Source organism: Marivivens sp. LCG002, from assembly GCF_030264275.1.
Taxonomy (GTDB): Bacteria; Pseudomonadota; Alphaproteobacteria; order Rhodobacterales; family Rhodobacteraceae; genus Marivivens.
In genome coordinates this window covers 381,060-405,610 of record NZ_CP127165.1, presented here as the reverse complement: position 1 = coordinate 405,610, position 24,551 = coordinate 381,060, and the positions used below count along the sequence as shown (strand labels likewise).

Here is a 24,551-nt window from a genome sequence, read left to right as displayed (position 1 = left end):
GCGGCACAGCGGCGTTTGATTATGATCAAATTCTTTCCCGCTGGAGTCAGCCGCTATGAACTCGATTGCCTTTCACAACGATCCGTCCGCGATCATCAAAGCAGACAGAGCCCACGTCTGGCACCACCTTGTGCAGCACAAACCCTTTGAGGCGATAGATCCCCAGATCATCGTCGAAGGCAAAGGGATGCGCGTTTGGGACATAACAGGCAAAGAACACCTTGATGCCGTGTCGGGTGGGGTCTGGACCGTCAACGTCGGCTATGGCCGCACCGAAATCGCCGATGCCGTGCGCGACCAGCTTGTGAAAATGTGCTATTTCGCAGGGGCCAAAGGCACCATTCCGGGCGCCCAATTCGCGGAACGCTTGATCGAGAAGATGCCCGGTCTGAGCCGCGTCTATTACGCCAACTCGGGCTCGGAGGCGAACGAGAAAGCGTTCAAGATGGTCCGCCAGATCAGCCACAAACACTATGGCGGCAAGAAATCCAAAATCCTCTATCGCGACCGCGACTATCACGGGACCACGATTGCTTGCCTCTCGGCGGGCGGGCAGCAAGAACGCAATGCCCAATACGGCCCCTTTGCCCCTGGATTTGTCGAAATCCCGCATTGTCTCGAATATCGCGCTCAGGACGGCAGCAGCGGCGAAGCCTATGCCGAAGCCTCGGCCCGCGCGATCGAAGAGGTGATCCTGCGCGAAGGCGCGGACACGATCGGCGCGCTCTGCCTCGAGCCGATCACTGCAGGCGGCGGCATCATCACACCGCCCAAGGGCTATTGGGAGCGCGTTCAGGAACTCTGCCGCAAATACGATATCCTGCTTCATATCGACGAAGTGGTTTGCGGTCTGGGCCGCACTGGCACATGGTTCGGCTATCAGCAATACGGCATCCAGCCCGATATCGTCACCATGGCCAAGGGCGTGGCTTCGGGCTATGCCGCGATTTCCTGCTGTGTGACGACCGAAGCCGTGTTCGACAAGTTCAAGGACGAGACGGATAAGCTGGGTTACTTCCGCGACATCTCGACCTTTGGCGGCTGCACCGCTGGTCCCGTCGCCGCACTCGAAAACATGAAGATCATCGAGACCGAAGACCTCTGCGGCAATTCGGAACGCATGGGCGAGAGGCTTCAGGATAACCTTCGCGCCCTTATGGACAAATACAAGATCATCGGTGACGTGCGCGGCAAGGGACTCTTTGCGGGGGCCGAGCTTGTCAAGGACCGCGACACCCGCGAACCGCTTGATGAAAAACTGGTGATGGGAGTGGTTGCGGACTGTTTGAAACAGGGGATCATCATCGGCGCGTCCAACCGCTCCATGCCCGGTTTCAACAACACGCTCCTTTTCGCACCTGCCCTGATCGCGGGTCCCGATGACATCGACGAAATAACGGCTGCCGTTGATAGGGCACTTGCCAAGATCGTGTAAGAGAGAGGGCCCCGAAAGGGGCCCTTTGTTTATCCTAAGCTGCGCGCAACCATTACACCGACCCAAGCCGTGGCGCCTGTCAGCACCCCGCCCCAAATGGTGTCGATAACCACCTGTTGCATGCTCCAACGGGCCAAAGTCGCATAATTGGTGAACTCGTAGGTTCCATAAGCCATCAGGCCAAGCACGAGACCGCCGACCAACGCCTGAACGGGATCGCCCTCGCGCAGAGCAGGGAGCGCCACGAGATAGACAAGACCGGCAATATACCCGAGATAAAATACTGCGGCCGGCCCCATTCGGAGCGGATCGGCCATCCAATCCCCTAAATGTTTTTCGAACAGCGGCGCCATGAAAACGCGCAACATCACTGCATCCACGGCAAGGAAGAAAACCAGACTGGCAAAATAGGTCACTGCGACTTGCATGAAACTCTCCTTATATGCCTCAGGACTTAGAGCGGGAATTTCACAAGTCCAGAAAGCAAGGCGTCCCAATTAACGGGGATTTAACATCCCTCGGGCCCAATAGCAGGAGCCCGCAAAAGGAGATCGCCATGTCCACCGCCCTTCAACTCGACCCGACGCCCCCAAGACGTGCCTCGCAACTCTGGAGGCCCGTCATCCTCGCAACAGGTTTTCAGGACGAAGCGCTCGAAATGCTCGTCTTCTGGTTTTCCGATATCGCCGACCATCCGTCCGAGCCGATCCTGATCGTGTCGGGTGCCCAAAGCGGTCTCCCGCAAAGCGTCGATCAGCTCGGACTTGTCGCGCAAATCCGCACATGTCCGAACTCGCATTTTGTGAAATGGGCCGATCATGCGGATATCTTTACCGTCGGTGCAGGGGGGTATGATCCAAGCTATCGCCCCCCTTGCCCGATGATCGCCGTTGCCGCGCGCGATGGGCGGGCGCAGCTTGGGATCGACGGGTTTTGCGCCAAAACGGGTGAAGAGTGGCGCGATGTGGTTCGCGCGATGCTGGACGACCCCGCGCTTTGTCTTGCCCTTAGCCCGCGCCGTGAAATTCCTGAGAACAAGCCGATATAGGTTGCACCCCGCCCCCCGAGACGTTTAGCCATATATGGCAGAAAAGGGAGGCAGGCTTTGGACATTCTTCTGATCCACACGGGCGGCACAATCGGCATGGCCCCGACCGAAAACGGCCTTGCGCCGATGACGGGCCTTGTGGAAACGGCCGTCGTCACGCGTCTTGACCCGAGTGATCGTCTCGCGGTCGAGGTGTTTGCGCCCCTTCTCGATAGTGCCGATGTCGGTCCGGCCCATTGGAACCTGATTCTCGACACCCTCGACCGATATCCGGACCACCGCGTCATCGTCACGCACGGCACGGATACGATGGCCTATACAGGCACAGCGCTTGCGCAGGCTCTCGCAGGAACAGAGCGCACCGTCATTCTTACCGGGTCAATGATACCGCTTGGAATGGACGGCGATGCCGAGACCAATCTTGATCTTGCGCTCACTGCCATCAAGGACGTGCAGGGCGTCCATCTGGCTTTTGCCGGAGCGCTTTTGCCCGCAGCTTGCCTCGCCAAGACCGACACGCACAAGGCAGATGCTTTCGCAAGCGTCGCTTCTCTGGCGCTACACGCGCCGAAACGGCGTCGGTTTGACGACCGCGCCCTCGCCGTCCTGACCCTCACCCCCGGCCTCAAGGCCAAGACCCTGAGCGCCATGCTGAGCGATCTGGACGGGGCAGTTCTACGGCTTTTCGGGTCGGGCACGGCGGCCTCTGACCCCGAACTCCTAGGCGTATTGCAAGAGGCCGTGGCCAAAGGCCTGCGTCTTCGCGCCGTAAGCCAATGCCTGACGGGTGGGTTGGCCCCCGGAACCTATGCCGCAGGGGCGGGGCTTTGGTCTCTTGGTATCGAGAACGGCGGTGCCGAAACGCCCGAGGCCGCGCTTGTGCATCTTTGGCTGAACTGACATGCCACAGACGCAAGGATTTCAATTCTCCGATGTCTTGCATACTAGTCAACCATCATGCCGCACTGTATGACACAAGCATGAGCTTCAAAGGAACGAGACATGGAACAGGCTTGGCGCTGGTTTGGACCCAAAGACAGGGTCAGCATTGACGACATGATGCAGGCGGGCGTCGAAGGCGTTGTCTCTGCACTTCATCATATTCCGACCGGAACGGTCTGGACGCCCGAAGAGATCGCACTGCGTCAACGCCAAATCGAGACCCGTGCAGATGGTCGCCCGTCGACACTCAAATGGACCGTGGTCGAGTCGCTGCCCGTTTCGGAAGACATCAAAAAGCAACGCGGTAATTGGAAAGAGCACATCGAAAACTGGAAAATTTCCATGCGCAATCTACGCGCATCAGGGATCGAGGTGATTTGCTATAACTTCATGCCTGTTCTAGATTGGACTCGCACCAACCTTCAATGGGAACGGCCCAGCGGTGCGCGCTGTATGCGCTTTGACCTGATCGATTTCGCTGCTTTCGATATCCATATCCTGGCGCGCAAAGGCGCGGCCGAGGATTTTTCCCCGACCGTGGTCGATGCCGCGGCGGAACGCTATTCCAAAATGACCGAAGCCGATCGCGAGCAGATCGCGGGCAATGTCGTTTTCGGCCTCCCCGGTGCAGCCGAGAGCTTCTCGCTCGAAGACGTCCGTGTCCACCTTGCCGAATATGATGCGATTTCAGAGGACCAGCTTCGCCGCCATCTGATTGATTTTCTTTCCGAAGTGGCTCCAGTGGCCCAAGAGCTCGGCGTGCGGATTTGCTGCCATCCCGATGACCCGCCGTTTCCGCTTCTTGGTCTGCCGCGCGTCATGTCGACGGCCGAACATTATCGCAAAGTGCTGGATGCGGTCGATCTGCCTGCAAACGGTGTGACCTTCTGCACAGGATCGCTCGGGGCGCGCCCCGACAATAACCCGACGGAGATATTCAAACTGCTCGCGGATCGGGTGCACTTCCTCCATCTCAGGAACGTTTGCATCGAGGGCACCGAGATCAAGAATTCCTTCTTCGAAGACGAGCACCTGAGTGGCCACACCGATATGGTCGGCATGGTTCAGGCCATCGTCGCCGAGGAAAAGCGGCGCAAAGAAAGCGGCCGCGCCGACTGGTCCATCCCGATGCGTCCCGACCATGGTCAGGATATCCTCGACGACATCGGACGACAGGCCCAGCCCGGATACCCCGCTATAGGCCGCCTCAAGGGACTTGCCGAATTGCGCGGGCTTTATCGGGCGTTCGAGCGGATGGCCTGAGGGTTACCCCTCGGGCGTCCAATCGGCAAAGGTGATGCCTTTGGCAGCGCAGTCCACGATGACCCTGGACGGTTTCCAGACAAGCGGGTCTTCTTGGCAAAGTGCCTCGAGATCGGCAAGGATCTGCGCTGCGCCAAGCGTATCGGCATAGTGCATGAGCCCCCCACGCCAGCGCGGGAAGCCATAGCCAAAGACCGTCACAATATCGATATCCTGCGCCGATTGCGCGATCCCCTCTTCGAGAATGGCGGCGGCTTCGTTGATCATGGCAAGCAAGAGACGGCGACGAATTTCATCGGGTTTATAATCGGTACGGGTGCGCCCCGCGAAATGGCTCTCTTCTAGAGCAAGGTCCGCGACGATCGGGTCTTCGACCTTGCCAGCACCGCCCGGATAACGATACCAGCCCGCGCCTGTCTTTTTCCCGAGCTTGCCGAGTTCGACCATGCGGTCGGCAATGGGGATATAGCGGCGGTTCGGGTCGCGCGTTGCGTCCTGACGGCGGCGATTGGCATAGGCGATATCAAGTCCCGAGAGGTCCTGTGCCTCGTAAGGGCCCATCGCATAGCCGAATTCGACCATGGCTTCGTCCACTTCCCACGGGGTCGAGCCGTCCATGAACACCGTATCGGCGGCCTCGCGATACCGCTGGAGAATGCGGTTCCCGATAAAGCCGTCACAGACACCCGCCAGAACTGGAATTTTGCGCAAGCGCTTGGCGAGCGCATAGCCCGTCGCCAAAGCAGTGTCCGAAGTGTCTTTGCCGCGCACGATCTCCAGAAGTTTCATGACATGCGCGGGGGCAAAGAAATGAAGCCCGACAAGCCGCGACGGTGTATCGAGACAGGCCGCAATCTCGTCAAGATCAAGGTAAGAGGTGTTGGAGGCGAGCACCGCATCGCTCGGCATAACCGCCTGAAGTGCGGTAAAGACGGTCTTCTTGACCTCCATACTCTCGAAGGCCGCTTCGATCGCCAGATCGGCATCGGACGCCGCACCGTAATCATCACTTGCGGTATATCGGCCAAGGATCTCGGCCTCTTGTGCATCGGACACGAAACCGCGCGCTTTGCTCTGGCCCAGAATTTTCCCGACATTGGCTTTGGCGCGCTCGACGGCCTCGGCATCGGTTTCAAGCGTGACAACCGTGAGACCAGCGCTCAAAAGAGCATAGGCAATCCCTGCACCCATGGTGCCGCCGCCGACGACTGCGACCTTGGCAATCGGCTTGGGCGCAGCCGTCAGCCATTTCGGCGCCTTGGCCGCACGCTCGGCAAAAAAGACGTGACGGAGGGCTTTGGCCTGAGTGCCGGAGCGAAGCTCGATGAAAACGCGGCGCTCTTCCTTGATCCCCTCTGCAAACTCCGAACTTGCGGCAAGCGCGACAAGACGGATCGCTTCGAGCGGGGCGATCTGGTTCGGCTGCTTTTTCTGGGCGGCTGCAATAGCCGCGTCCGTCGAAACCACATGATCGACGGGACGCTCCCAAAGCGGCACGATCTGATCGAGAAGCTCGGGCACCACCATCGCTGCTTCGATCAGAGGCGTGTCGGACACAAGATCAACCAGCGCCATGTCCTTGGCCTCTTGGGCGGAAACGGCTTTGCCTGTCGGGATAAGCTCGAGTGCTTTTTGCATGCCGACAAGACGCGGAAGGCGCTGCGTCCCGCCTGCCCCCGGAACAACGCCAAGAGTGACTTCGGGCAGGCCGAGTTTGGCATCGGGATGGGCAATGCGGTAACGACAGGCCAAGGCAATCTCGAGCCCGCCGCCAAGCGCAACGCCGTTGATTGCCGCGATCCACGGAACGAAAGAGGTCTCGATACGGGCAAGCACATCAGGCAGATGGGGTTCGACAGGCGGCGCGCCGAATTCACGCGCATCGGCCCCCGCCGCAAAGGCAGAACCCGCCCCCGTGACGATCACCCTCGTGAGCCTTTCGCTTTCGGCCCATGTCACGGCGCGATCCAGCCCTTGGCGCATTTCAAGTCCGATGGCATTCACCGGAGCATTATCCAGCGTCACATACCCGACATTGCCTTCACGACGCCAGTGCACCGACATAGCCTACCCTCCATGTGCGCTATATTTCCACAACATGTAATATAGTGCACAGCAAAAAAGCAAGTCTAGAAGAAGTCGCGCTCGCGGATGAGGGTAAACAAATCTTCGCAACTCTGCTCGACCGATTTGCCCGAGGTATCGAGCTGCGCCTCGGCGCGGGCATAGAGGGCCTCGCGGCTGGTGAGGATCGACTTGAGCTGCTCCATCGCTTCGGGATTACCCGCCATCGGACGGGTGTCCCCCTGCGCACGCACACGGGACATGTGATCATCCGGTGTCGCCTTGACCCAGATTGTGTGGAAATTCGCAAGGAGCGTTTTATAGGTATCGGGCTCTGCCACGATACCACCTGCCACCGCAAGAAACACACTGTCATGGGTCGCGATGATGCGCTCGAGCGCTTGGGCTTCGAGCTTGCGATAGCCTTCTTGGCCGTAAAGCGCGAGCACCTCATTGACGGGCATGCCCGCTTGCGACTCGATCTCGCGGTTCAACTCGACAAAGGGAACACCAAAGGCTGCACCGGCATAGGCACCCAAAGTGGATTTCCCCGCCCCTCGCAAACCGATGAGACAAACGCGATTGCCCCGTTGGCCTTCGTTGCCCGCAGGCGCAAGGATGTCCCGCACCTGCTGACGCACGTCTTTGCTTGCGACGCGATAGAGGTCGGCAATCTGGATGACTTCGGATGTCCACGGGTCGTCTTCGGACAAAAGCCATTCGATGCGATGACCCAAAGCGGTCGAGACACGCTGCAAAAGGCCGATCGAAATATTCCCTTCACCCGCTTCAAGCTGTGCAAGATAGCGCGGCGAAACACCCGACATTTCCGAGAGCACACGGCGCGGAATGCCCTTGCGCTCCCGCACGAAACGAACGCGTTCGCCCACGCGTTTGATCAATGCGTCTGCCGATGCTTCGGGGTCGGTGTCTGCAACTTGTGCCACTTCGCCCTTGAAATTGGTGATTTCGCTCATTCTGCGCCATACGGTGAAATATAGTGCAACAACCTAGCGAAAAACTGCGTAACCTCAACCCGAAACGACAAGAAAAAAGGATTACTTGGCGGGGCGCAGCAAAGGCGTCACGATATCGCGAATGTCCTGTGGCGGAGGCGCCTTGCGGAACTCTTTCGCGACGATGAACACATTCACGAAATCGCCCTCGAAGCAGAGTTTGCCGTCCTGATAGGCATCGACGTGAAAGCCGATCGAAGTCTCGCCGAGTTTGGTCGGCCAGACCTTGAGTTTCAGCCGATGGCGCGGGGTGACGGGCGAGCGGAAGTCGAGCGACATATGGACAAAGGGCGTGCCGACATTGCGGTCAAGCTCCATCCGGTACCAATCGTCACCAAGGTGATGCTCCCACCAGGCATTGATCGCATCCAGCGCAAACCATGGAAGGCGGCCTGTGTAGACGATCTTGGCAGGGTCGCAATCGCCCCAGGTGACGCGGATTTCATGTTCGAACATCAATAGGTCTCGACGTGGTATCTTCCATCTTCGCGCATCGCATCGCGGATAGTGGTCCATTCAAGACCGATCCCGCGCGCAACATCGGAGAGCGCCTGTTCAACACCGGCTTCCATCTCTTTCTTGCCGCACATGTAGATATAGCCCTTGGGGTCTTGCAGCAACTGCGCAACCTCGATGGCATTTTCGCGGATCTTGTCCTGAACATAGGCCTTGGGCTGGCCATCCTGACGGCTGAAGGCAAAATGCTTCTTGAGGAAGTTTTCAGGCACTTTTTTCAGCGGCCCGAAATAAGGAAGGTGCTCGGGCGTGCGCGCGCCGAAATAGAGTGACAGCTTGCCGTCGATCCCCGAGTTCTCGCGCTGGCGGCGCATGGTAAAGCCGCGGAACGGCGCAGAGCCCGTGCCCGTGCAGATCATCATGAGATGGGCATTCGGATCGGAAGGCAGCAAGAAGGTCGAGCCGAAAGGTCCCGTCACCTGAACCTTGTCACCCACCTTGAGGTCGCAGACATAGTTGGAGCACAGCCCATTCGGCTCGCGCTTTACCGTCAAGGACAGATTGTTGTAGTTCGGACGCTCGCCATCACGGGGCGAGGATACCGAATAGAGACGCGGCAGATGCGCTTTGCCGTCATCCGCAGTGCCCGGCGGGATGATCCCGATGGACTGGCCCTCGAGCACAGGGAACGGCAGGCCGCCGAAATCAAGGATGATGTGGCGGACGTCGTTGTCTTCGGCATCGGTCAAGCGATAGTTGCCCTGCACCGTTGCTGTGGCAGGTTTGCCGAGATTGTAAAGGTTGATCGACGCTTTGGCCGCGGTCTTGGGCGCTTTGGCCTTGCCGCCAGCGCCCTTGTGCGCCTCGGCGAGGAGTGCGGCCATCGCTTCGTCCATAGCTTCAAGGCCGACATCGGCCTCGTCACCCGAGAGATCCTCTTGCTCGGGCAGCTCGGTCCAGCCGTATTGATCGTCAAGCGAATAGGGCTCGCTCACAACGCGCCACTCATCAATCGAACCCGTCGGGCATACGGGGATACAATCCATGCAGAAGTTGCACAAATCGGCATCGACAACCACGTTGTTGTCGTCATGCACGATGGCATTCACGGGACAGGTCATCTCGCAGGTATAGCAGCGGATGCAGATCTCGGGGTCGATCAGGTGTTGTTTGAGCGGCTTGTTCATTTTCACTTGCCCTTGGATTTGAGCACGGTCGGCGGAACAGTCGCAAGTTCGAATGCGGTCCAGCACGAGCCCTGACATTTCGGACAATCCAGACAGATGCCCGACGCGGGTGAATTAGCAGTCATAGTCGTCACAGTGCGAGTGATCATGATGTCCTCCTCCCTTCTGGAATGGGCGGGCCCTCCTCGGCCCGCCCGATTGGCCCTTAGGCCATGTGCAGTTTGACGTACTCGAAGTCACCGGGCTTGTTGTCGATGCCGACCTTGGGCGCGGCAATCCACGACGCATACTGGCCGGGCTCATAGACTGGCTTCATGAGCGACTGGATGAAGTCACCGTCCGCCTTGGTCGGGAGCCAGTCCTTCATGCCCAGATCATAGGCCTCTTTCGAGATCATCTGGCCTTCGGGGTTGAAGGTGAGACCTGCAAACACGCCGATCTGACGGTGGAAGGCTTCGTGGGGAAGCTTGAGTTCGAACTGGATACTGGCTTTTTCGATGATCTTGTTCCAACGGCCTACGCCGCCGGCCGCATCGCGGGTGTAGTCATCGCGCAGACGCATGTTGATCGCGGTCAGTGCAGGCACTTCTTCGCGGACAAGCTTGCCGTCGACGAAGTTCCAAACCGGATAGGTTGCACCCTGAAGCTTGTGGTCGTCGTCGATACGGCTTTCCATGTAACGACCCTTGATGCCTGCGTTGAACGCATTAGCGGCGTTGGTCGAAACTTCCTGACCGAAGAGGTCGAGCGAAAGCGTATAGTGAAGATTGAGCTTCTTCTGGATGGTCGGAAGGTCGATCACACCAAAGGAACGGATCTTGTCTATGTCATAAGGATCATCGATGCCGTTTTCCTTCATCACCGTTACGGTCTTTTCGATGGTGCGGCCTACGCCCGTTTCACCCACGAACATGTGGTGGGCTTCTTCGGTAAGCATGAAGCGGCAGGTGCGCGACAGCGGGTCGAAGCCCGACTGGGCCAGCGATTCAAGCTGCATCTTGCCGTCACGGTCGGTGAAGTAGGTGAACATGAAGAACGAGAGCCAGTCAGGGGTCTCTTCGTTGAAAGCACCAAGCATACGCGGTGCTTCTTCCGATCCCGACGAACGGATCAGCATTTCATCTGCTTCTTCACGGCCGTCTTTACCGAAATACTTCTGGAGAAGGTAGACCATCGCCCAGAGGTGGCGGCCTTCTTCTACGTTCACCTGGAACAGGTTGCGCATGTCATAAAGCGACGGCGCGGTCAGACCAAGGAAACGCTGCTGTTCAACCGAACCCGGCTCGGTGTCGCCCTGAATGACGATGAGGCGCTTGAGCATGTTGCGGTATTCGCCCGGCACTTCCTGCCATGCTTTTTGACCAGCATGCTCACCACACGGGATCACGCGGTCTTCGACCTGCGGCGCAAGAAGAACGCCCCAGCGGTATTCGGGCATCTTTACATAGTCGAACTTGGCCCATCCTTTGGGGTCAACAGAGACCGCCGTGCGCAGGTAAACCATCGACTTCTGGAAGTTCTGGGGGATGAGGTCGTTCCACCAGTTGATATAACCGGGGTGCCACTTCTCCAGAGCTTTGAGGACCTTCTTGTCCTCGCTAAGACCCACGTTGTTCGGGATCTGGGTGTCATAACTTACGTTGATGAGATCAAGCATCGTTCTCTCCCTTGTGTCCGGACCAATCCCGCCGGACGAATGAAACGGGCGGGCACCATAGCCCGCCCGTGAAAATCACACGCGCTGCATGTTGTAGTCGCCGCGAACACCCGTGCCGTAGCGCTGGAGCGCGCCGTCTGCACCCGTGGCGTTGGGGCGGTTGAAGATCCAGTTCTGCCAAGCGGTGAGGCGACCGAAGATACGGGTCTCCATCGTCTCGGGGCCAGCAAAGCGGATGTTGGCTTCAAGACCCGTCATGGCGTCGGGGCTAAAGGACGCGCGCTCTTCCATGAAGATACGGATCTCGTCCTCCCAGTCGATGTCGTCGAGGATCATCGTCACAAGACCGGCCTCATCCGCCTCTGCTGCTTCCAGAGCTTCACCGATCTTGCCCTTGAGGGATTCGATCGTATCGGCCTCGTCAAGGAAGCGGGTCTCAAGACGGGTCAGACCGTTGCCCATCGGGTATTGGCCAAAGTTCGTCTCGGACAGGGTCACGGTTGCGATCGGGCGGTTATCGCCTTCGAACTCGTCTTCCATCATGTAGCTGCGGTCGACCGACCAGAGCAGCTCGGCCAGAACACCGGCGTAGCACGAACCATGCTCGACCAGAGCCACCATCGAACGCGAGGTCACGTCGATCCGCTTGAGCAGGCGCTTCCAGTATTGAAGGATTTCATTGGCGAGCCAGTGATCCTTGTTCGCGGTCAAGAGAGCCTCGTGAGCGCCGAGCAGCTCGGGGTCGCCTTGGGTGCGGAACACGAGAAGGCCAAGCTCCATTTCGTTCAGACGCAGATGAAGGATCGCATCGTCAAGCTCGCGTGCCAGACGGAGCATATACACCTTATCGCCCAGAGCAACGACCTCGTCCATCGAAGAAGCCGCGGCACTGTCGGGACCCGAAAGCGTGATGGTCGCCTTGCGGCCTTCGCGGTCGATGGCAACATCAACGAGCGAGTAAGCAATACCCGAAGCCGAAACCGATTTTTGCAGCGGGTTGAGCGCAATACCCTTGCCTGTTGCCTTGGTCGAGGCAGCGGCGAATTCTTTGGCGCGGGCTTCGACGGTTTGGTCGAACTTGGAGGTCGGGATCACTTCATCCACGAGCTTCCATTCCTGAGCGCGCTTGCCCTTCACACCTTCTTCGATCGAGCAGAAGATGTCGGCGCGGTCACGGCGCACCTTGCGCTTGTCGGTGACGCGGGTGAGACCGCCGGTGCCCGGAAGAACGGCAAGAAGCGGAACTTCGGGAAGCGAAACAGCGGACGCGCTATCGTCGACAAGCATGATGTGGTTGCAAGCGAGCGCCAGTTCGTAGCCGCCCCCTGCACAGGCACCCTTGACCGCTGCGATCCATTTTTGACCACTGTCGGCCTCGGCTGCTTCAAAGGTGTTGCGGGTTTCGTTGGTGAACTTACAGAAGTTGACCTTGTGGGCATGGGCCGCACCGCCCAGCATGCGGATATTCGCACCTGCGCAGAAGACCTTGTCCTTGCCCGACTTCATCACGACGACTTTGACTTCGGGATGCTCGAAGCGCATGCGCTGGACAACGTCCGCAAGCTCGATATCGACCCCGAGATCATAGGAGTTGAGCTTGAGTTGATACCCTTCGAACAGGCCGCCGTTCTCGTCGACGTCCATGGTAACAGTTGCAACGTCACCGTCAAAGTCCACACGCCAGTGGCGATACTTGGACGGGTCGGTTTGAAAATCGATAACTTGGGTCATGATGCCCTCCCCTGAGCTTCGTGTTGAGAGGTTTGTAGTGCATTCTAGTGCATAGGTAAACAAGAAAGTGCACAATAATGCAGATCAATATTTAATTGCATAAAAACAATGGCTTAAATCATGAATGACTTCTGCACTTTCATGCATAATTGCATTATAATGCAAAAATTGGATGTGCTTCAGAGCGCGTCGATCCACAAAGTGACTCGGTTCACCTCTACCCCCAGAACAACGGACCCCGTCCGAGCGGCCTCGATCAGGTGGGTGCGCGCAATGGCAGCAATGCGGCGCGCGGCATCTGGGCGCGCCATTTCCTGTTTGAGCCTCGCGTTGGCAAACTGGATAAGGGCCTGCGCCATTGATCGTTCCGCAGAATTCGGCGGACACGCCATCCAAACAGGCTCGAGAACCTCGTGGGCCTCCCAGTAGAAACCCGTTTCAAGGTATCTCAACCCGAAAAGCATCGCGTCGCAGCGTGCAAGCTCCGAAACATCTGCCCCCGCGTTGACCGTGTCGCGCAAAACGTCAAACGCCCCGTCCGGATGGCGGGGCGTTCGGCCTGGGATATAGGCGTGGGTCGGGATCACGCGATCTCGACCTCGGCGGCCTCGATCCGTTCAAGCCGCGCGCAAAACTCGGCCATAGCGGAAAGCACCGCTTCGGGTTTTTCAAGATGGGGGGAATGCCGACAGTCGTCGATCATCAAGACATCGACCGGAGCATAGGAGCGGCTCTCGATCTCTTCGATCTGGGCCTTGGTTCCGTATTGATCGGCAGTGCCCTGAATAGCGAGCGTCGGCACCCGCAGATAGTCGATCACATCAGCCACATTCCACGACTTGAACCCCTCGGCCAACCATGCATCGTTCCAGCCGCGAAATGCGTTTTCTGCGTCTTTATGGTATTTACCGAGCTTTTGCCCGAGGTCAGTGGTGTCATACGCGACTTTGGCCTTCGCGATCTCGGCAAGCCCCATGTCTTCGGTAAAGAAATGCGGTGCTACAACGGCTAGTCCGCGCACGCGGAAATCCTCGACGCTTCCCGCATAAATCGTGGCAATCGTCGCCCCATCGGAATGGCCGAACAGAACGCCCCGCCGAAAACCGATTGCGTCGAGCACCTCGGGAAGCACTTGGGCCGCCTCGCGGGTCATGTAATCGAGAGGGCGCGGAAGCTCGGTCGCTTCAGACTGGCCATATCCTGCACGGGAATAGGCCATCACACCGAACCCCGTCGCAGCAGCAAGCTTTTCAGGGAAATCCCTCCAAAGCGCGACACAGCCAAGCCCTTCGTGCAAGAGAACGATGGTCGGAGCGGCGTCAGGAGCAGGCCCCCAGCATTTGTATTCCAAACGCTTGCCGCCCGCTGTCAGGAAACCCGCGCCCCAAGTCATGCCAACTCGCGCAGCTTGAAGCGTTGGATTTTTCCGGTTGCGGTCTTGGGGAGGTCTTCAACGACCTCGATCCAACGCGGATATTTCCACTTGCCGATCTTGTTCTTGACGAATTCCTTGATGTCTTCGGGAAGCTGATTGCCGCCCTTGAGCACAACAAAGGCTTTGGGCTTTTCCAGCCCCTCTTCGTCGCGCGCCGCAACGACCGCCGCTTCGAGAACATCGGGGTGGGCGATCAGCGCTTGTTCGATTTCAAAAGGACTGACCCAGATGCCCGAGACTTTGAACATGTCATCGGTGCGACCGCAGTAGATGAAGCGGCCCGTTTCGGTCAGCTCGTATTTGTCACCCGTGCGGGTCCATTCACCCTCGAAGGTCGAGCGTGATTTGGAACGCTGGTTCCAATATCCTTCGGCGGCAGAGGGCCCACGGACGAGAAGCTCGCCAACGCCACCTGCTGCAACATCTGCACCTTCCTCGTCGACGAGGCGGAGGTCATAGCCGGGCACCGCCTGACCCGACGTGCCATAGACGACGTTTCCGTCACTGTTGGACAAGAAGATATGGAGCATCTCGGTCGAACCGACGCCATCGAGGATATCGACCCCCCAAAGCGCCGCCCATTTTTTGCCGATCTCTTCGGGAAGCGCCTCGCCTGCGGAAATACAACGGCGGAGCGGGGCCTCGGGATGGCCGCCCTGCTTTTCCCAATGGTGGATCAGGGCAGCATAAAGCGTCGGCACACCGCAATAGACCGAAGGCTTGAACTCGGTCAGCACCTCGGACACGCTGTCGGGTGTCGGACGCCCCGAAAGGAGGACAGTGGTCGCTCCGACCGAAAGCGGGAAGGTGATCCCGTTGCCCAGACCATAGGCAAAGAAGAGCTTGGCGACGGAAAAGACAACGTCGTCTTCCTTTACCTTGAGCACCTGCTCGCCGTAGGTTTCAGACGTCGCCTTGAGACTTCCATGAACATGGCGCACGCCCTTGGGCGTTCCCGTCGATCCCGAGGAATAAAGCCAGAACGCAGTTTCGTCGGCCCCGACATCGATAGCGGGAAGCGCCTCGGCGCCCTCCATGAAAGCGTCCCAGCTGAGCGAGTTGGGATAGCCTTCGCCGCCGATCACCACCACATCCCGAAGGTCGGGGCAATTCGCAAGCGCAGGTAGGACGGTCGGCAAAAGCTCCACCGACACAAAGAGAACAGCGGCACGGCTGTCGCGCAGGATCGCTTCATAGACCGCGTCCGAGAGAAGCGTATTTAGAGGGATCGGAACGACCCCCGCTTTCATTGCCCCAAAGTAGATCTGAGGAAACTCGATCTGGTCGAGCACGATCATCGCTGCCCGCTCTTCGCGGCGCACGCCGAGTTTGCCCAAAGCACCTGCGACGCGGGATGTGCCTTCTGCAAGCTGGCCATAAGTCAGGGAACGCTTTGCCCCGACCGCTTCTTGAAAGGCGACTTTGTCACCGCGGCCTTCGGAAAGGTGACGATCCACGAAATAAACTGCTGCGTTTTGATTTTGCGACATAAGAGGTCCTCCCCGACCTATTGTCAGCTGACAATCGACCTAGCGGCCGGTGAATTCGATGGCACCTTCGGGCAGAAGATAAACCACATAGGCATCTCCGTCGGTGACGGTCGGATGGTGATCGGACCTAGGCGCATAGACATACCAACCCGCTTCGAACCCATCGAATTTCGGATCGCCGTCGATCGGAATAATTGCCCCGATTTCGCCTGTGGTGTGAATGTGGTGCGGGCCTTTGACGTCCTTCATGCGGACAACATCGACACTGAATTTACCCGCATGTGTCGCAGGCTTGATCGGGCGACCGAACTTGATCCCGCCGTGCTCGCGCGCGCAGAGCCAGCCCTCGGACTCGCCTGCCTCGCAAAGCCCTGCGAGCATATGGAAGTCCTCTCCGCCCTCGGGAAAAGCCGCGTTCAACTTCTCTGCCAAAGCATCATCAAGCGGATCGTCACCGATAAACGCGGCAACGCGCGACATGAGGTCGTTGAACGCATCAACTGACATGGAGCCCTCCCAAACTTCGAGTCGTTTGCACTATTATGCATCATTATGCATAAGATGCAAGATAATGCTAAACGAGATCGAAATTTTAGAGAGCGGCGTTGAAAATCGCTTTGGCGACGGGGAAACGGCGCGCTGCAACAGCGGCGAGACGCTCGATCCTTTCGGGATCGACATGGGCGGACATCTGGGCCCGCATGCGGTCCCAAACGATCTGGTGCACAAGCTCGGCGGTCAGCGTCATGAACGCCGAGGCAATCGGCGTCGGGTCCGCAAGACTCGCCACACGGTTCCGAGCCTCTTGCCAGTCGGAAAGAAGATCGGGCCTCTCCGCGGCAAGCTCTTCGAGCGCGTCCATCGGCGCAACAAGGCGCATGAGGCGGGTGGCAAGGGCCGTCGCATGGATGCCGTTCGCGCCCTCGTAGATACGGGTGATCCGCGCATCGCGGGCGATTTGCTCCATGCGGTATTCCTGAAGATAGCCATAGCCGCCAAGGCACTGGATACCGAGGTCCGCAGCGAGAGATGCGCCATCGGTGCAGAACACCTTGGCAATCGGGGTCAATGCTTCGACAAGGTCGGGGTTCTCGCCCGTCTCCATCGTCACGAGTGCGAGGTGGGCAATACCGCGCCCGCCCATGGCCAGAACGTCCATCTCGTCAAGCATCCGCGCCACATCGGCGTGCTGATTGATCGGGCGGCCACCCTGAACGCGCTCAGCGGTATAGGCGCGGGCAATGTCTGTCGCACGGGCGGCAAGGGCTGCACCTTGGAGTGAGACGTCAAGACGGGCGTGGTTCATCATGGTGAACATCGCCTTGAGACCACCACCAAGTTCACCGACAAGTTCCGCTTCGGCCCTGTCAAAGGCCAACTGACAGGTGGGCGAGGCATGAAGGCCCATCTTCTCTTCGATACGGGTGACAGTGATCGCGTTACGCTTGCCATCGTCACGCTCGGAGCGAGCAAGAAAGAGCGAAAGGCCTTTGATCCCGTCATCGGAGGTGCGGGCAAGGATGAGGTGGAACACGCCCTTGGACATGTCCTGATCACCGCCCGAGATGAAAATCTTCTCGCCCGTGATTTTCCAGCCTTTGTCATCGACCGCGCGGGTGCGCACGCGTGAGAGATCAGAGCCCGCACCAGGCTCGGTCAGACACATGGTGGCAAGCCATTCTCCGGAGGCAAGAGGCGGGATATTGCGGGATTTCTGCTCTTCGCTGCCAAAGTGCATCAGCGTGCGCACAGCCCCAGGAACCAGCCCCGTCACCATCTGGAGCGAGACATTCGCACCCGAAAAAATTTCGGATGTGACGCCGAGAACCGCAGCACCCATCCCCTGCCCGCCATATTCCTCGGGCGCCGTAAGGCCACACCAACCTTGCTCGACATAGGACTGATAGACGGGCTGGAAACAGGGTGGCATGCGCACGCGTCCGTTTTCGAGAACGGTACCGACGCGGTCACCCTCTTCGTCCACGGCTGCGATCTCGCCTTCGGCAAAGCTGGCAAAGTGACCTGCAAGCTCGGCGACGAGCGCGCCATCCCATTCGGGGATGCGCTCTGCGCCCATGGCATTCAGTGTGAACAGGATGTCATCGACGGGCGCAGAAAACCGTTTCATTCCATGAACCCCAGCAAACGGGCAGCGTTGTTCTTGATGATATCGGGACGGATCTCGTCCTTGATCGCGATATTTTCAAAGTCCGAGATCCAGCGTTCGGGCGTGATCATCGGCCAGTCGGACCCGAAGAGCACCTTTTTCTTGAGGATCGAATTGCAATATTTCACGAGGATTTCAGGGAAATACTTGGGCGACCAACCCGAGAGGTCGATATAGACGTTGGGCTTGTGCTGGGCCACGGCGAGCGCCTCTTCCTGCCACGGGAAAGACGGGTGCGCGAGGATGATCTTCATGTCGGGGAAGTCCACCGCCACGTCATCCATATACATCGGATTCGAATACTTGAGCCGCATTCCATTGCCGCCGCGCATCCCCGAACCAACGCCCGTTTGACCCGTGTGGAAGAGCGCAATCCCGCCTTCCTCTGCAATCGCCTCGTAAAGGTCATAGGCCATGCGGTCGTTGGGGAAAAAGCCCTGCATCGTCGGGTGGAACTTGAAACCTTTGACCCCGAAATCCCGCATCAGACGGCGCGCTTCACGGGCACCGAGTTTGCCCTTGTGCGGGTCGATCGAAGCAAAGGGGATGAGGACGTCATCGTTTTCAGCGGCAAGCTCGGCCACTTCTTCATTCTTGTAGCGGCGATAACCCGTCTCGCGTTCGGCATCCACGGGAAAGATCACCGCCGCGATATTCTGCTCGCGGTAATGCTGCGCCGTCATCGGCACCGTCGGCGGATGGTTCCACGGCGCTCCGAAATATTTGGCCATCGTCGCCTGAAGATCATCATAGCCATCATCGGAATGACAGCCACACGGCTCTTCTGCGTGCGTGTGAATGTCGATGGCGCGGACTTTGGTAATATCGACCACGGGATTTCTCCTTAGATGTGGATCACAGCGGGGTCGTTGTCGTCGTAGAGACGTTCGACAAGACCCGCGCGGCGCATTTGGATTTTGCGGAAGTTGAGATTGCCCTTGGCGGTGATTTCACCCTCGGCGATCGAAGGCATCTCGGAGAGCACACAGGCGCGCCAGACCTTGGTCGCAGAGCCCTCGTCGGCACGGGCGTGGAGACACGCACGGATTTTCTCGACGACTTCGGGCGCAATCAAAAGCCCGTCAGCATCCTCGACACCGGCAGTGCCGCGAAGTGCGTCTGTCGGGAAAATCATAAGTCCGATCTGAGTGCGATCCGCACCGGTGATCACGATATCCTGCGCGAGCGAGCCAAGCTTCTTGAGAAGATCAAGACGCAAGTTTGCCGCCCGCACCCATGTTCCCGTCAGAAGTTTGAAGTCCTCGGAAATACGTCCGTCGAACTTGAGGCCCTTTTGAATGTCGGCCTCATCTACAAACTTCATGGCATCGCCCGTGATGAAATATCCTTCTTCATCAAAAGCTTCTGCTGTCTTCTCGGGGTCCTGGAAATACCCCGGCATGATCGTCGGGCCTTTGACGCGGATTTCGCAGCGCATCTCGTCATCGGGAATGAGTTTGACGCTCAGACCAGGCAGCGGCACGCCGACGATGCCTGAACGGTCGGTCGGTTCATGCTGAATGAGGCAAGCGGGCGCAGTTTCCGTGAGCCCCCAGCTGCTTGTGAAAAGGGGCACGTCGCCGCGCACTTCGCGGGCCATGTCTTCCAGATCGGTCCAGACATCCTGTGGAAGCGAGGCCCCCGCGTAAAAGAGCATGTCCATGTCACGGAAATAGGTCTCGCGCAGCGCGGCATCGGCTTTGAGCGCATCGCGCAGCATCGCAAACCCGACCGGCACGTTGAATGCGAGGTTGCCTGCGATCATCCCGAGATTTTCGATGGTTTTTCCGACCAGCGCAGGAGTTGGCTTGCCGTTGTCGATATAAAGCGCACCACCGTTCGCGAGCATCATGTTGAAATTATGAGACCCGCCAAAGACGTGGTTCCAAGGGAGCCAGTCGACGATCTTGGGCGGTTTGGCCTTGAGGAACGGGAGAGCGGTGCGAAGCTGCGTCTGGTTGGTGCACATCATGCGATGGGTGGTGAGCACGCCCTTGGGATTGCTGGTCGACCCCGAAGTCATCAGGATCTTGGCGACCGTATCTGGACCGACCTTGGCCAAAGCGGCTTCGATATCCGCATCCACTCCGCGCAGCAGCGTGTCGAACTGGAGCGCTCCGGGATAGTCGCCGTTTGCGATCAGCTTGAGACAGTCATCGAAAAGCGGAAGATCAAGCGCATCGAAAAAGCGCGGATCTTCGGCAAAGACCATCGTGGGGCGGATCAGGCGCTGGATATGGTCGAACTGCACCCGCGCGGCAGGGATGAGGGCATATTGCTCGGCCACGGGCACAATGGGGGCGCCGATATACTGGGCGGCGAGCGCAAGAAGGCCGTGATTGACCGAATTTCCCGAAATCACAAGGATCGGCGTATCGGGGCCAAGGCCCTCGGCCAAAAGCGCCGAGGCCAAGGCACGGACCATCTCGAGCCCTTGGGCATAGTTGACTTCGCGCCAACCCTCGCCGCTCCGCTCGGCAATCATGACGGCATCGGGCGTTTTGGCGGCCCATTCGACGACCCAATCAATCGTCCGATCGGCGACAGGTTCAAGCGGGAGATTTGCCGTCAGGATAAGCGTCCCGTCGGGGCGCGTTTCCTGCGAGATATCATGCTTCTGATAGCGATCCAGTCCCATCCGTCTCTCCTCCTGCTTTTCCGTTGGCTTCGATACGCCGAAGCATAGCGATAAGGGCGACACGTTCCTCGGCGGTCAGCCCTTCGGTCATTCGGTCTTCATGCGCTTCGACGGCCAAAAGCGCTTCGGCATAGAGAGCCTCGCCCGTGTCGGTGAGGCTCAGGCAATAGGCGCGGCGGTCGGCGCTATCGCGGTCACGATTGATCAGGTCCGCGCGTTCCAGCTCGTCAAGGAGCAGCACGAGATTGGGACGCTCGATAGAAAGGATATCCGCCAGTTGGCTTTGGCGCAGACCCGGATTTTCCTTGATCACGGAAAGCGCGGACCACGTCACAAGCCGAAGACCGAACCGCACGAGCGTTTGGTTCACATCGGCCTGAATGACGTTGAACGCCCGTTTGATGTTATAGCCGCAGAATTTGCGAAGACCCTGATCTTGTTCTGTCATGTCAGCTGAACGTCGGATTGCGTTTTTCGAGGAATGCGGCGAGCCCCTCGACCGCATCGGGGCTCGTCTGGGTGAGCGCAGCGCAGAGGCTTTCCGTAAAGAGACCATCCGCCTTGGACATATCTTCGATCCGCGAAAGCGCCTGAATCATCACATAGTTCGACAAGGGCGCGTTCGACGCGATCTTGCGTGCAAGATCCATCGCCATGGGAAGCGCTTCGCCCTCGCCCACGCTGTAATGCGTCAGCCCAAGGCCGAGCCCCTCGTCCGCGCCATATTTGCGGCCCGTAAGCATCATCTCGATCATGCGGTCGGCCCCGAGAATGCGGCCGACACGGACGGACGCGCCGCCTCCGACGAAGATCCCGCGACGTCCTTCGGGAAGTTGGAAGATGGTCGAAGGCTCGGCGATCCGCACATGCGTCGCCGTCGCAAGCTCGAGCCCACCGCCGATGACCGCGCCGAACATCGCCGAGACAACAGGAAGGCCGCCGTATTGGATGCGGTCCATGACCTGATGCCACGCGCGCGAGTGGCGCATCGTGCCTTCGGCATCGCGCTGTTTGTGCTCGGACAGATCAAGCCCGGAACAGAAGTGACCAGCGGTTCCCGTCAGAACAACGACCTTCACCTCAGCGGGTGGGGCCGAGAAAAACGCGTCGATCTCGCGCAAAAGATCGTCGGACATCGCATTGCGTTTGTCGGGGCGGTTCATGGTAAGGACAGCAGTTCCGCCGTCGATTTCGATATCTACGAGAGCCATTGGATTTCCTTAGCGCGGCGGGAGGCGGGTTGCCCCGTCAAGACGGATCACCTCGCCATTGAGATAGGGGTTGGCGATGATCTGGCTGGCCAGAAGGGCGAATTCTTCGGCAAAGCCGAGACGCGCGGGGTGGGGAATATTGCGCACAATCGCCTCGGTCACCTCCTGCGGAAGGGTCTCCATCATCGGTGTCTCGAAAAGTCCCGGTGCGATCGCCATGACGCGGACAGCGGATTGGGCCAACTCTCGGGCAAGAGGCAGACACATCGACGCGATCCCGCCCTTGGACGCCGAATAGGCCGACTGACCAAGTTGACCGTCCTGATAGGCGGCAGAGGCCGTATTCACGATGACACCGCGCTCACCCCCCTCCATGACGGGGAGGTCGAGCATCGCTCGGGTCGCATAGGACATAACGTTATAGGTACCGACCAAGTTCACGCGGATCGTTCGCTCGAAAAGATCGACCGAAAGCTTGCCTTCGCGCCCGACCATGCGGGCGGCGGTGCCTATACCTGCGCAATTGATAATGACGCGCGGAGCACCGATGGCGGCCACGACCCCTGCGATGGCTGCCTCGACACTGGCGGCGTCACCCACATCAACCTTGACCGCGTAGCCGTCGATCTCTTGGGCGACGGATTGCGCGCGTTCGAGGTCAAAATCGAGGATCGCCACCTTGGCGCCTTGGCTTGCAAGCTTGCGTGCCGTTGCTGCGCCAAGCCCACTGGCGCCGCCCGTTACGACCGCAGAAACACCGTTGATGTCCATGGTTGACCCTCAAGAAAATAGGTATCCGACATAATGATTATGTTGGATACCTATTTTTGAGTCAAGTTTTTTTGCTTAGAGCAAGAACAGAGTGATCGAGGGGAAAGCCACAAGGATGATCACGCGCACAATGTCCGATGCGACGAAGTACATGACCGCTTTGTAGGTCTCGGACATGGGGGTCGTCTTTTCCATCGCGTTGATGATGAAAAGGTTCATCCCCACTGGCGGAGTAATGAGTCCCACCTCGACCACGATCAGCACGATGATGCCGAACCAGATCGAGACTTCTTCGATCGTCATACTGCCCCAGTCCATCGCGCTGATTGCAGGATAGAAAATCGGGATCGTCAAAAGGATCATCGAGAGCGAGTCCATCAGACACCCCATCACAAGGTAAAAGACCAAGATGATGATCAGCACGACGATGGGCGCGAAGCCTTGGGCCACGACCCAGTTCGATAGCTCTTGCGGCACATTGGTGCGCGCAAGGAAGCTGTTGTAGGTGCCCGCGCCGAGAACGATGAAAAAGATCATCGCGGTGGAGCGCGCCGTTGCGGTAAAGCTTTCGAGAAGCGTCTTGATCGTCAGTCCACCGTTGACGAGGGCGATGATCCCGGTGCCCAGCGCACCGACGGCAGCACCTTCGGTCGGTGTGAATACGCCAAGGTAGATGCCGCCCACCACAGACGCAAAAACGAGGAGCACGGGCCAGACATCGACGAGCGCGCGGAAACGTTCCGCATAGGGAACAGGCTCGCGCACCCCTGCAGAGCCGGGGTTCAAGCGGACATAGATCGAAATGGTGATGACATAGCCCAGCGCCGCAAGCAGACCCGGAATGAACGCCGCAAGAAAGAGCTTGGCGATGTTCTGCTCTGTGAGGATCGCATAGATCACAAGAACTACAGAGGGCGGGATCAGGATGCCGAGCGTGCCGCCCGCCGCGAGCGTAGCGGTCGAGAAACCGCCAGCATAGCCATAGCGGCGGAGTTCAGGCAGTGCGACACGGCTCATCGTGGCAGCAGTTGCCAAGGACGAGCCACAGATCGAACCGAAGCCCGCACAAGCACCGATCGCGGCCATTGCAACGCCGCCCTTGCGGTGGCCGAGCCAGCTTTCTGCCGCCTTGAAGAGCGCTTGGGACATGCCGCCAAGCGTGGCGAAATACCCCATCAAGAGGAACATCGGCACAATCGACAGCGAATAGCTTGAAAAGGTGGTGTAGCTTTCGGTTTTGAGCTTTGCCAGCGCGACGTTCAGTCCGCCCGGCAAGAGCGAAAGCCCGACAAAGCCCGCGAGGAACATGGCGAGACCGATCGGCACGCGCATGAAGATAAGGGCCATAAGAACAGGAAAGGACCAAAGTCCGATTTCAAGAGGGGTCAATGGTCTGCTCCTCCGCCGGCTTCGACGATTACGGTATCGGTGATGGCCTCGACCACACGGACAACTCCCATGTAGACGGCGACGATGGCCGATGCGACCGCACCGACGAGCGCCCCTGCATAGGCCCACCAAAGGGGAAACTGGAGCAACAGGGTCGTTCCGCCCGAACGATGCTTCGAAACCGTGCCGTCATAAAGTTTCCAAGCGATGATCACGAGGGTGATCGCGAAAACCACCTCGATCAAAGCGGCAAGCCAGCGCTGGACAACGGGCGGCAGGGCATTCGTCAGAATGTCCACTGTCGCGTGACCAGAGGTAGCCTGCGTCAGAGGAATGAAGGCAAATATCGCAAAGGCCATCAGAGCCTCGACGATTTCATAGTCCCCATTCACTGGACCAAGGCCTGCTTCGAGCGACCAGGTCGCGAACCCCGAGGCATAGGTCTGCATGAAGTCGGAGTGCATGATCGTGGCACCCGTCCGACCGATGATCGAGAGACAAACAATAAGGATCATGGCCGAAAGTGCTGCCCCGCCAATGAGAGCGAACACATGCGCCAAACCCATCATGAAACGTTTCATGTGCTCAGCTTTTCCTTGGGATCCGAACCGAGAAAAAGGGCCATCTCGATCACTCGGGACGGCCCTTTGT

Annotated in this window: 24 protein-coding genes; 4 read left to right on the top strand and 20 right to left on the bottom strand. The window is 58.7% G+C overall.

The features are described 5' to 3' along the window. Window positions 1-55 precede the first annotated feature (55 nt). Window positions 56-1,435 carry an aminotransferase family protein gene (locus tag QQG91_RS02090; RefSeq protein WP_285771328.1) on the top strand — a complete coding sequence of 460 codons (1,380 nt, stop codon included), beginning with the start codon at window positions 56-58 and terminating at the stop codon, window positions 1,433-1,435. Window positions 1,436-1,464: 29 nt separating this feature from the next. Here the strand turns inward: QQG91_RS02090 and QQG91_RS02085 are convergent, their stop codons facing one another. Next, window positions 1,465-1,863 (bottom strand): DUF2177 family protein, encoded by a 399-nt coding sequence (locus QQG91_RS02085; protein ID WP_285771327.1) that lies wholly within the window; start codon window positions 1,861-1,863, stop codon window positions 1,465-1,467. 128 nt (window positions 1,864-1,991) lie between these two features. Here QQG91_RS02085 and QQG91_RS02080 point away from each other — a divergent pair, with 128 nt between their 5' ends. The 3 genes from QQG91_RS02080 (at window position 1,992) to uxuA (ending at window position 4,688) form a co-directional block, all read left to right on the top strand. After that, window positions 1,992-2,483: a hypothetical protein gene (locus tag QQG91_RS02080; protein WP_285771326.1), complete on the top strand. Its 492-nt coding sequence runs from the start codon at window positions 1,992-1,994 to the stop codon at window positions 2,481-2,483. Window positions 2,484-2,540: 57 nt separating this feature from the next. Further along, entirely contained in the window at window positions 2,541-3,383 is an 843-nt protein-coding gene (locus QQG91_RS02075; RefSeq protein WP_285771325.1) for an asparaginase domain-containing protein, read from the top strand. Window positions 3,384-3,485: 102 nt separating this feature from the next. Then, a complete protein-coding gene (uxuA, locus tag QQG91_RS02070; RefSeq protein WP_285771324.1) occupies window positions 3,486-4,688 on the top strand; it encodes a mannonate dehydratase in 1,203 nt (400 codons plus the stop codon). A gap of 3 nt (window positions 4,689-4,691) precedes the next feature. On the opposite strand, the gene QQG91_RS02065 is transcribed toward uxuA, so the two are convergent. The 19 genes from QQG91_RS02065 to QQG91_RS01975 all read right to left on the bottom strand — a co-directional run bounded on the left by QQG91_RS02065 (window position 4,692) and on the right by QQG91_RS01975 (window position 24,481). After that, entirely contained in the window at window positions 4,692-6,752 is a 2,061-nt protein-coding gene (locus QQG91_RS02065; RefSeq protein ID WP_285771323.1) for a 3-hydroxyacyl-CoA dehydrogenase NAD-binding domain-containing protein, read from the bottom strand. Between the two features lie 65 nt (window positions 6,753-6,817). Next, entirely contained in the window at window positions 6,818-7,729 is a 912-nt protein-coding gene (locus QQG91_RS02060; protein WP_285771322.1) for a helix-turn-helix transcriptional regulator, read from the bottom strand. A gap of 81 nt (window positions 7,730-7,810) precedes the next feature. After that, window positions 7,811-8,224: an acyl-CoA thioesterase gene (locus QQG91_RS02055; RefSeq protein WP_285771321.1), complete on the bottom strand. Its 414-nt coding sequence runs from the start codon at window positions 8,222-8,224 to the stop codon at window positions 7,811-7,813. Then, complete coding sequence (gene boxA / locus QQG91_RS02050; protein ID WP_285771320.1) at window positions 8,224-9,411, bottom strand: benzoyl-CoA 2,3-epoxidase subunit BoxA; 1,188 nt, start codon at window positions 9,409-9,411, stop codon at window positions 8,224-8,226. Before boxA ends, QQG91_RS02055 begins: the two co-directional genes overlap by 1 nt. 2 nt (window positions 9,412-9,413) lie before the next feature. Beyond that, window positions 9,414-9,560 carry a hypothetical protein gene (locus QQG91_RS02045; RefSeq protein ID WP_285771319.1) on the bottom strand — a complete coding sequence of 49 codons (147 nt, stop codon included), beginning with the start codon at window positions 9,558-9,560 and terminating at the stop codon, window positions 9,414-9,416. A gap of 56 nt (window positions 9,561-9,616) precedes the next feature. Continuing rightward, entirely contained in the window at window positions 9,617-11,068 is a 1,452-nt protein-coding gene (gene boxB, locus QQG91_RS02040) for a benzoyl-CoA 2,3-epoxidase subunit BoxB (protein WP_285771318.1), read from the bottom strand. 75 nt (window positions 11,069-11,143) lie between these two features. After that, on the bottom strand, window positions 11,144-12,799 hold the full coding sequence (gene boxC, locus QQG91_RS02035; RefSeq protein WP_285771317.1) for a 2,3-epoxybenzoyl-CoA dihydrolase: 1,656 nt from the start codon (window positions 12,797-12,799) through the stop codon (window positions 11,144-11,146). 179 nt (window positions 12,800-12,978) lie between these two features. Next, a complete protein-coding gene (locus QQG91_RS02030) occupies window positions 12,979-13,386 on the bottom strand; it encodes a DUF309 domain-containing protein (protein WP_285771316.1) in 408 nt (135 codons plus the stop codon). Then, window positions 13,383-14,192, bottom strand: a complete 810-nt coding sequence (locus QQG91_RS02025) for an alpha/beta fold hydrolase (protein WP_285771315.1) — start codon at window positions 14,190-14,192, stop codon at window positions 13,383-13,385. Before QQG91_RS02025 ends, QQG91_RS02030 begins: the two co-directional genes overlap by 4 nt. Continuing rightward, on the bottom strand, window positions 14,189-15,724 hold the full coding sequence (locus tag QQG91_RS02020) for a benzoate-CoA ligase family protein (protein WP_285771314.1): 1,536 nt from the start codon (window positions 15,722-15,724) through the stop codon (window positions 14,189-14,191). The genes QQG91_RS02025 and QQG91_RS02020 overlap by 4 nt, the downstream gene beginning before the upstream one ends. Before the next feature lie 39 nt (window positions 15,725-15,763). Next, window positions 15,764-16,231 carry a 4-hydroxylaminobenzoate lyase gene (locus QQG91_RS02015; protein ID WP_285771313.1) on the bottom strand — a complete coding sequence of 156 codons (468 nt, stop codon included), beginning with the start codon at window positions 16,229-16,231 and terminating at the stop codon, window positions 15,764-15,766. 85 nt (window positions 16,232-16,316) lie between these two features. After that, complete coding sequence (locus QQG91_RS02010; protein WP_285771312.1) at window positions 16,317-17,852, bottom strand: acyl-CoA dehydrogenase family protein; 1,536 nt, start codon at window positions 17,850-17,852, stop codon at window positions 16,317-16,319. Continuing rightward, on the bottom strand, window positions 17,849-18,724 hold the full coding sequence (locus QQG91_RS02005; RefSeq protein WP_285771311.1) for an amidohydrolase family protein: 876 nt from the start codon (window positions 18,722-18,724) through the stop codon (window positions 17,849-17,851). The genes QQG91_RS02010 and QQG91_RS02005 overlap by 4 nt, the downstream gene beginning before the upstream one ends. Window positions 18,725-18,735: 11 nt before the next feature. Continuing rightward, window positions 18,736-20,529 carry a feruloyl-CoA synthase gene (locus tag QQG91_RS02000; RefSeq protein WP_285771310.1) on the bottom strand — a complete coding sequence of 598 codons (1,794 nt, stop codon included), beginning with the start codon at window positions 20,527-20,529 and terminating at the stop codon, window positions 18,736-18,738. After that, the gene (locus QQG91_RS01995; protein WP_285771309.1) at window positions 20,501-20,977 is read right to left on the bottom strand and encodes a MarR family winged helix-turn-helix transcriptional regulator; all 477 of its coding nucleotides are present in this window, start codon (window positions 20,975-20,977) and stop codon (window positions 20,501-20,503) included. Before QQG91_RS01995 ends, QQG91_RS02000 begins: the two co-directional genes overlap by 29 nt. 1 nt (window position 20,978) lies before the next feature. Beyond that, complete coding sequence (locus QQG91_RS01990) at window positions 20,979-21,740, bottom strand: crotonase/enoyl-CoA hydratase family protein (RefSeq protein ID WP_285771308.1); 762 nt, start codon at window positions 21,738-21,740, stop codon at window positions 20,979-20,981. A gap of 9 nt (window positions 21,741-21,749) precedes the next feature. Next, window positions 21,750-22,511 (bottom strand): SDR family NAD(P)-dependent oxidoreductase, encoded by a 762-nt coding sequence (locus QQG91_RS01985; protein ID WP_285771307.1) that lies wholly within the window; start codon window positions 22,509-22,511, stop codon window positions 21,750-21,752. A gap of 75 nt (window positions 22,512-22,586) precedes the next feature. Further along, complete coding sequence (locus QQG91_RS01980; protein ID WP_285771306.1) at window positions 22,587-23,900, bottom strand: TRAP transporter large permease; 1,314 nt, start codon at window positions 23,898-23,900, stop codon at window positions 22,587-22,589. Beyond that, window positions 23,897-24,481 carry a TRAP transporter small permease gene (locus QQG91_RS01975; protein ID WP_285771305.1) on the bottom strand — a complete coding sequence of 195 codons (585 nt, stop codon included), beginning with the start codon at window positions 24,479-24,481 and terminating at the stop codon, window positions 23,897-23,899. Before QQG91_RS01975 ends, QQG91_RS01980 begins: the two co-directional genes overlap by 4 nt. Window positions 24,482-24,551 lie beyond the last annotated feature (70 nt).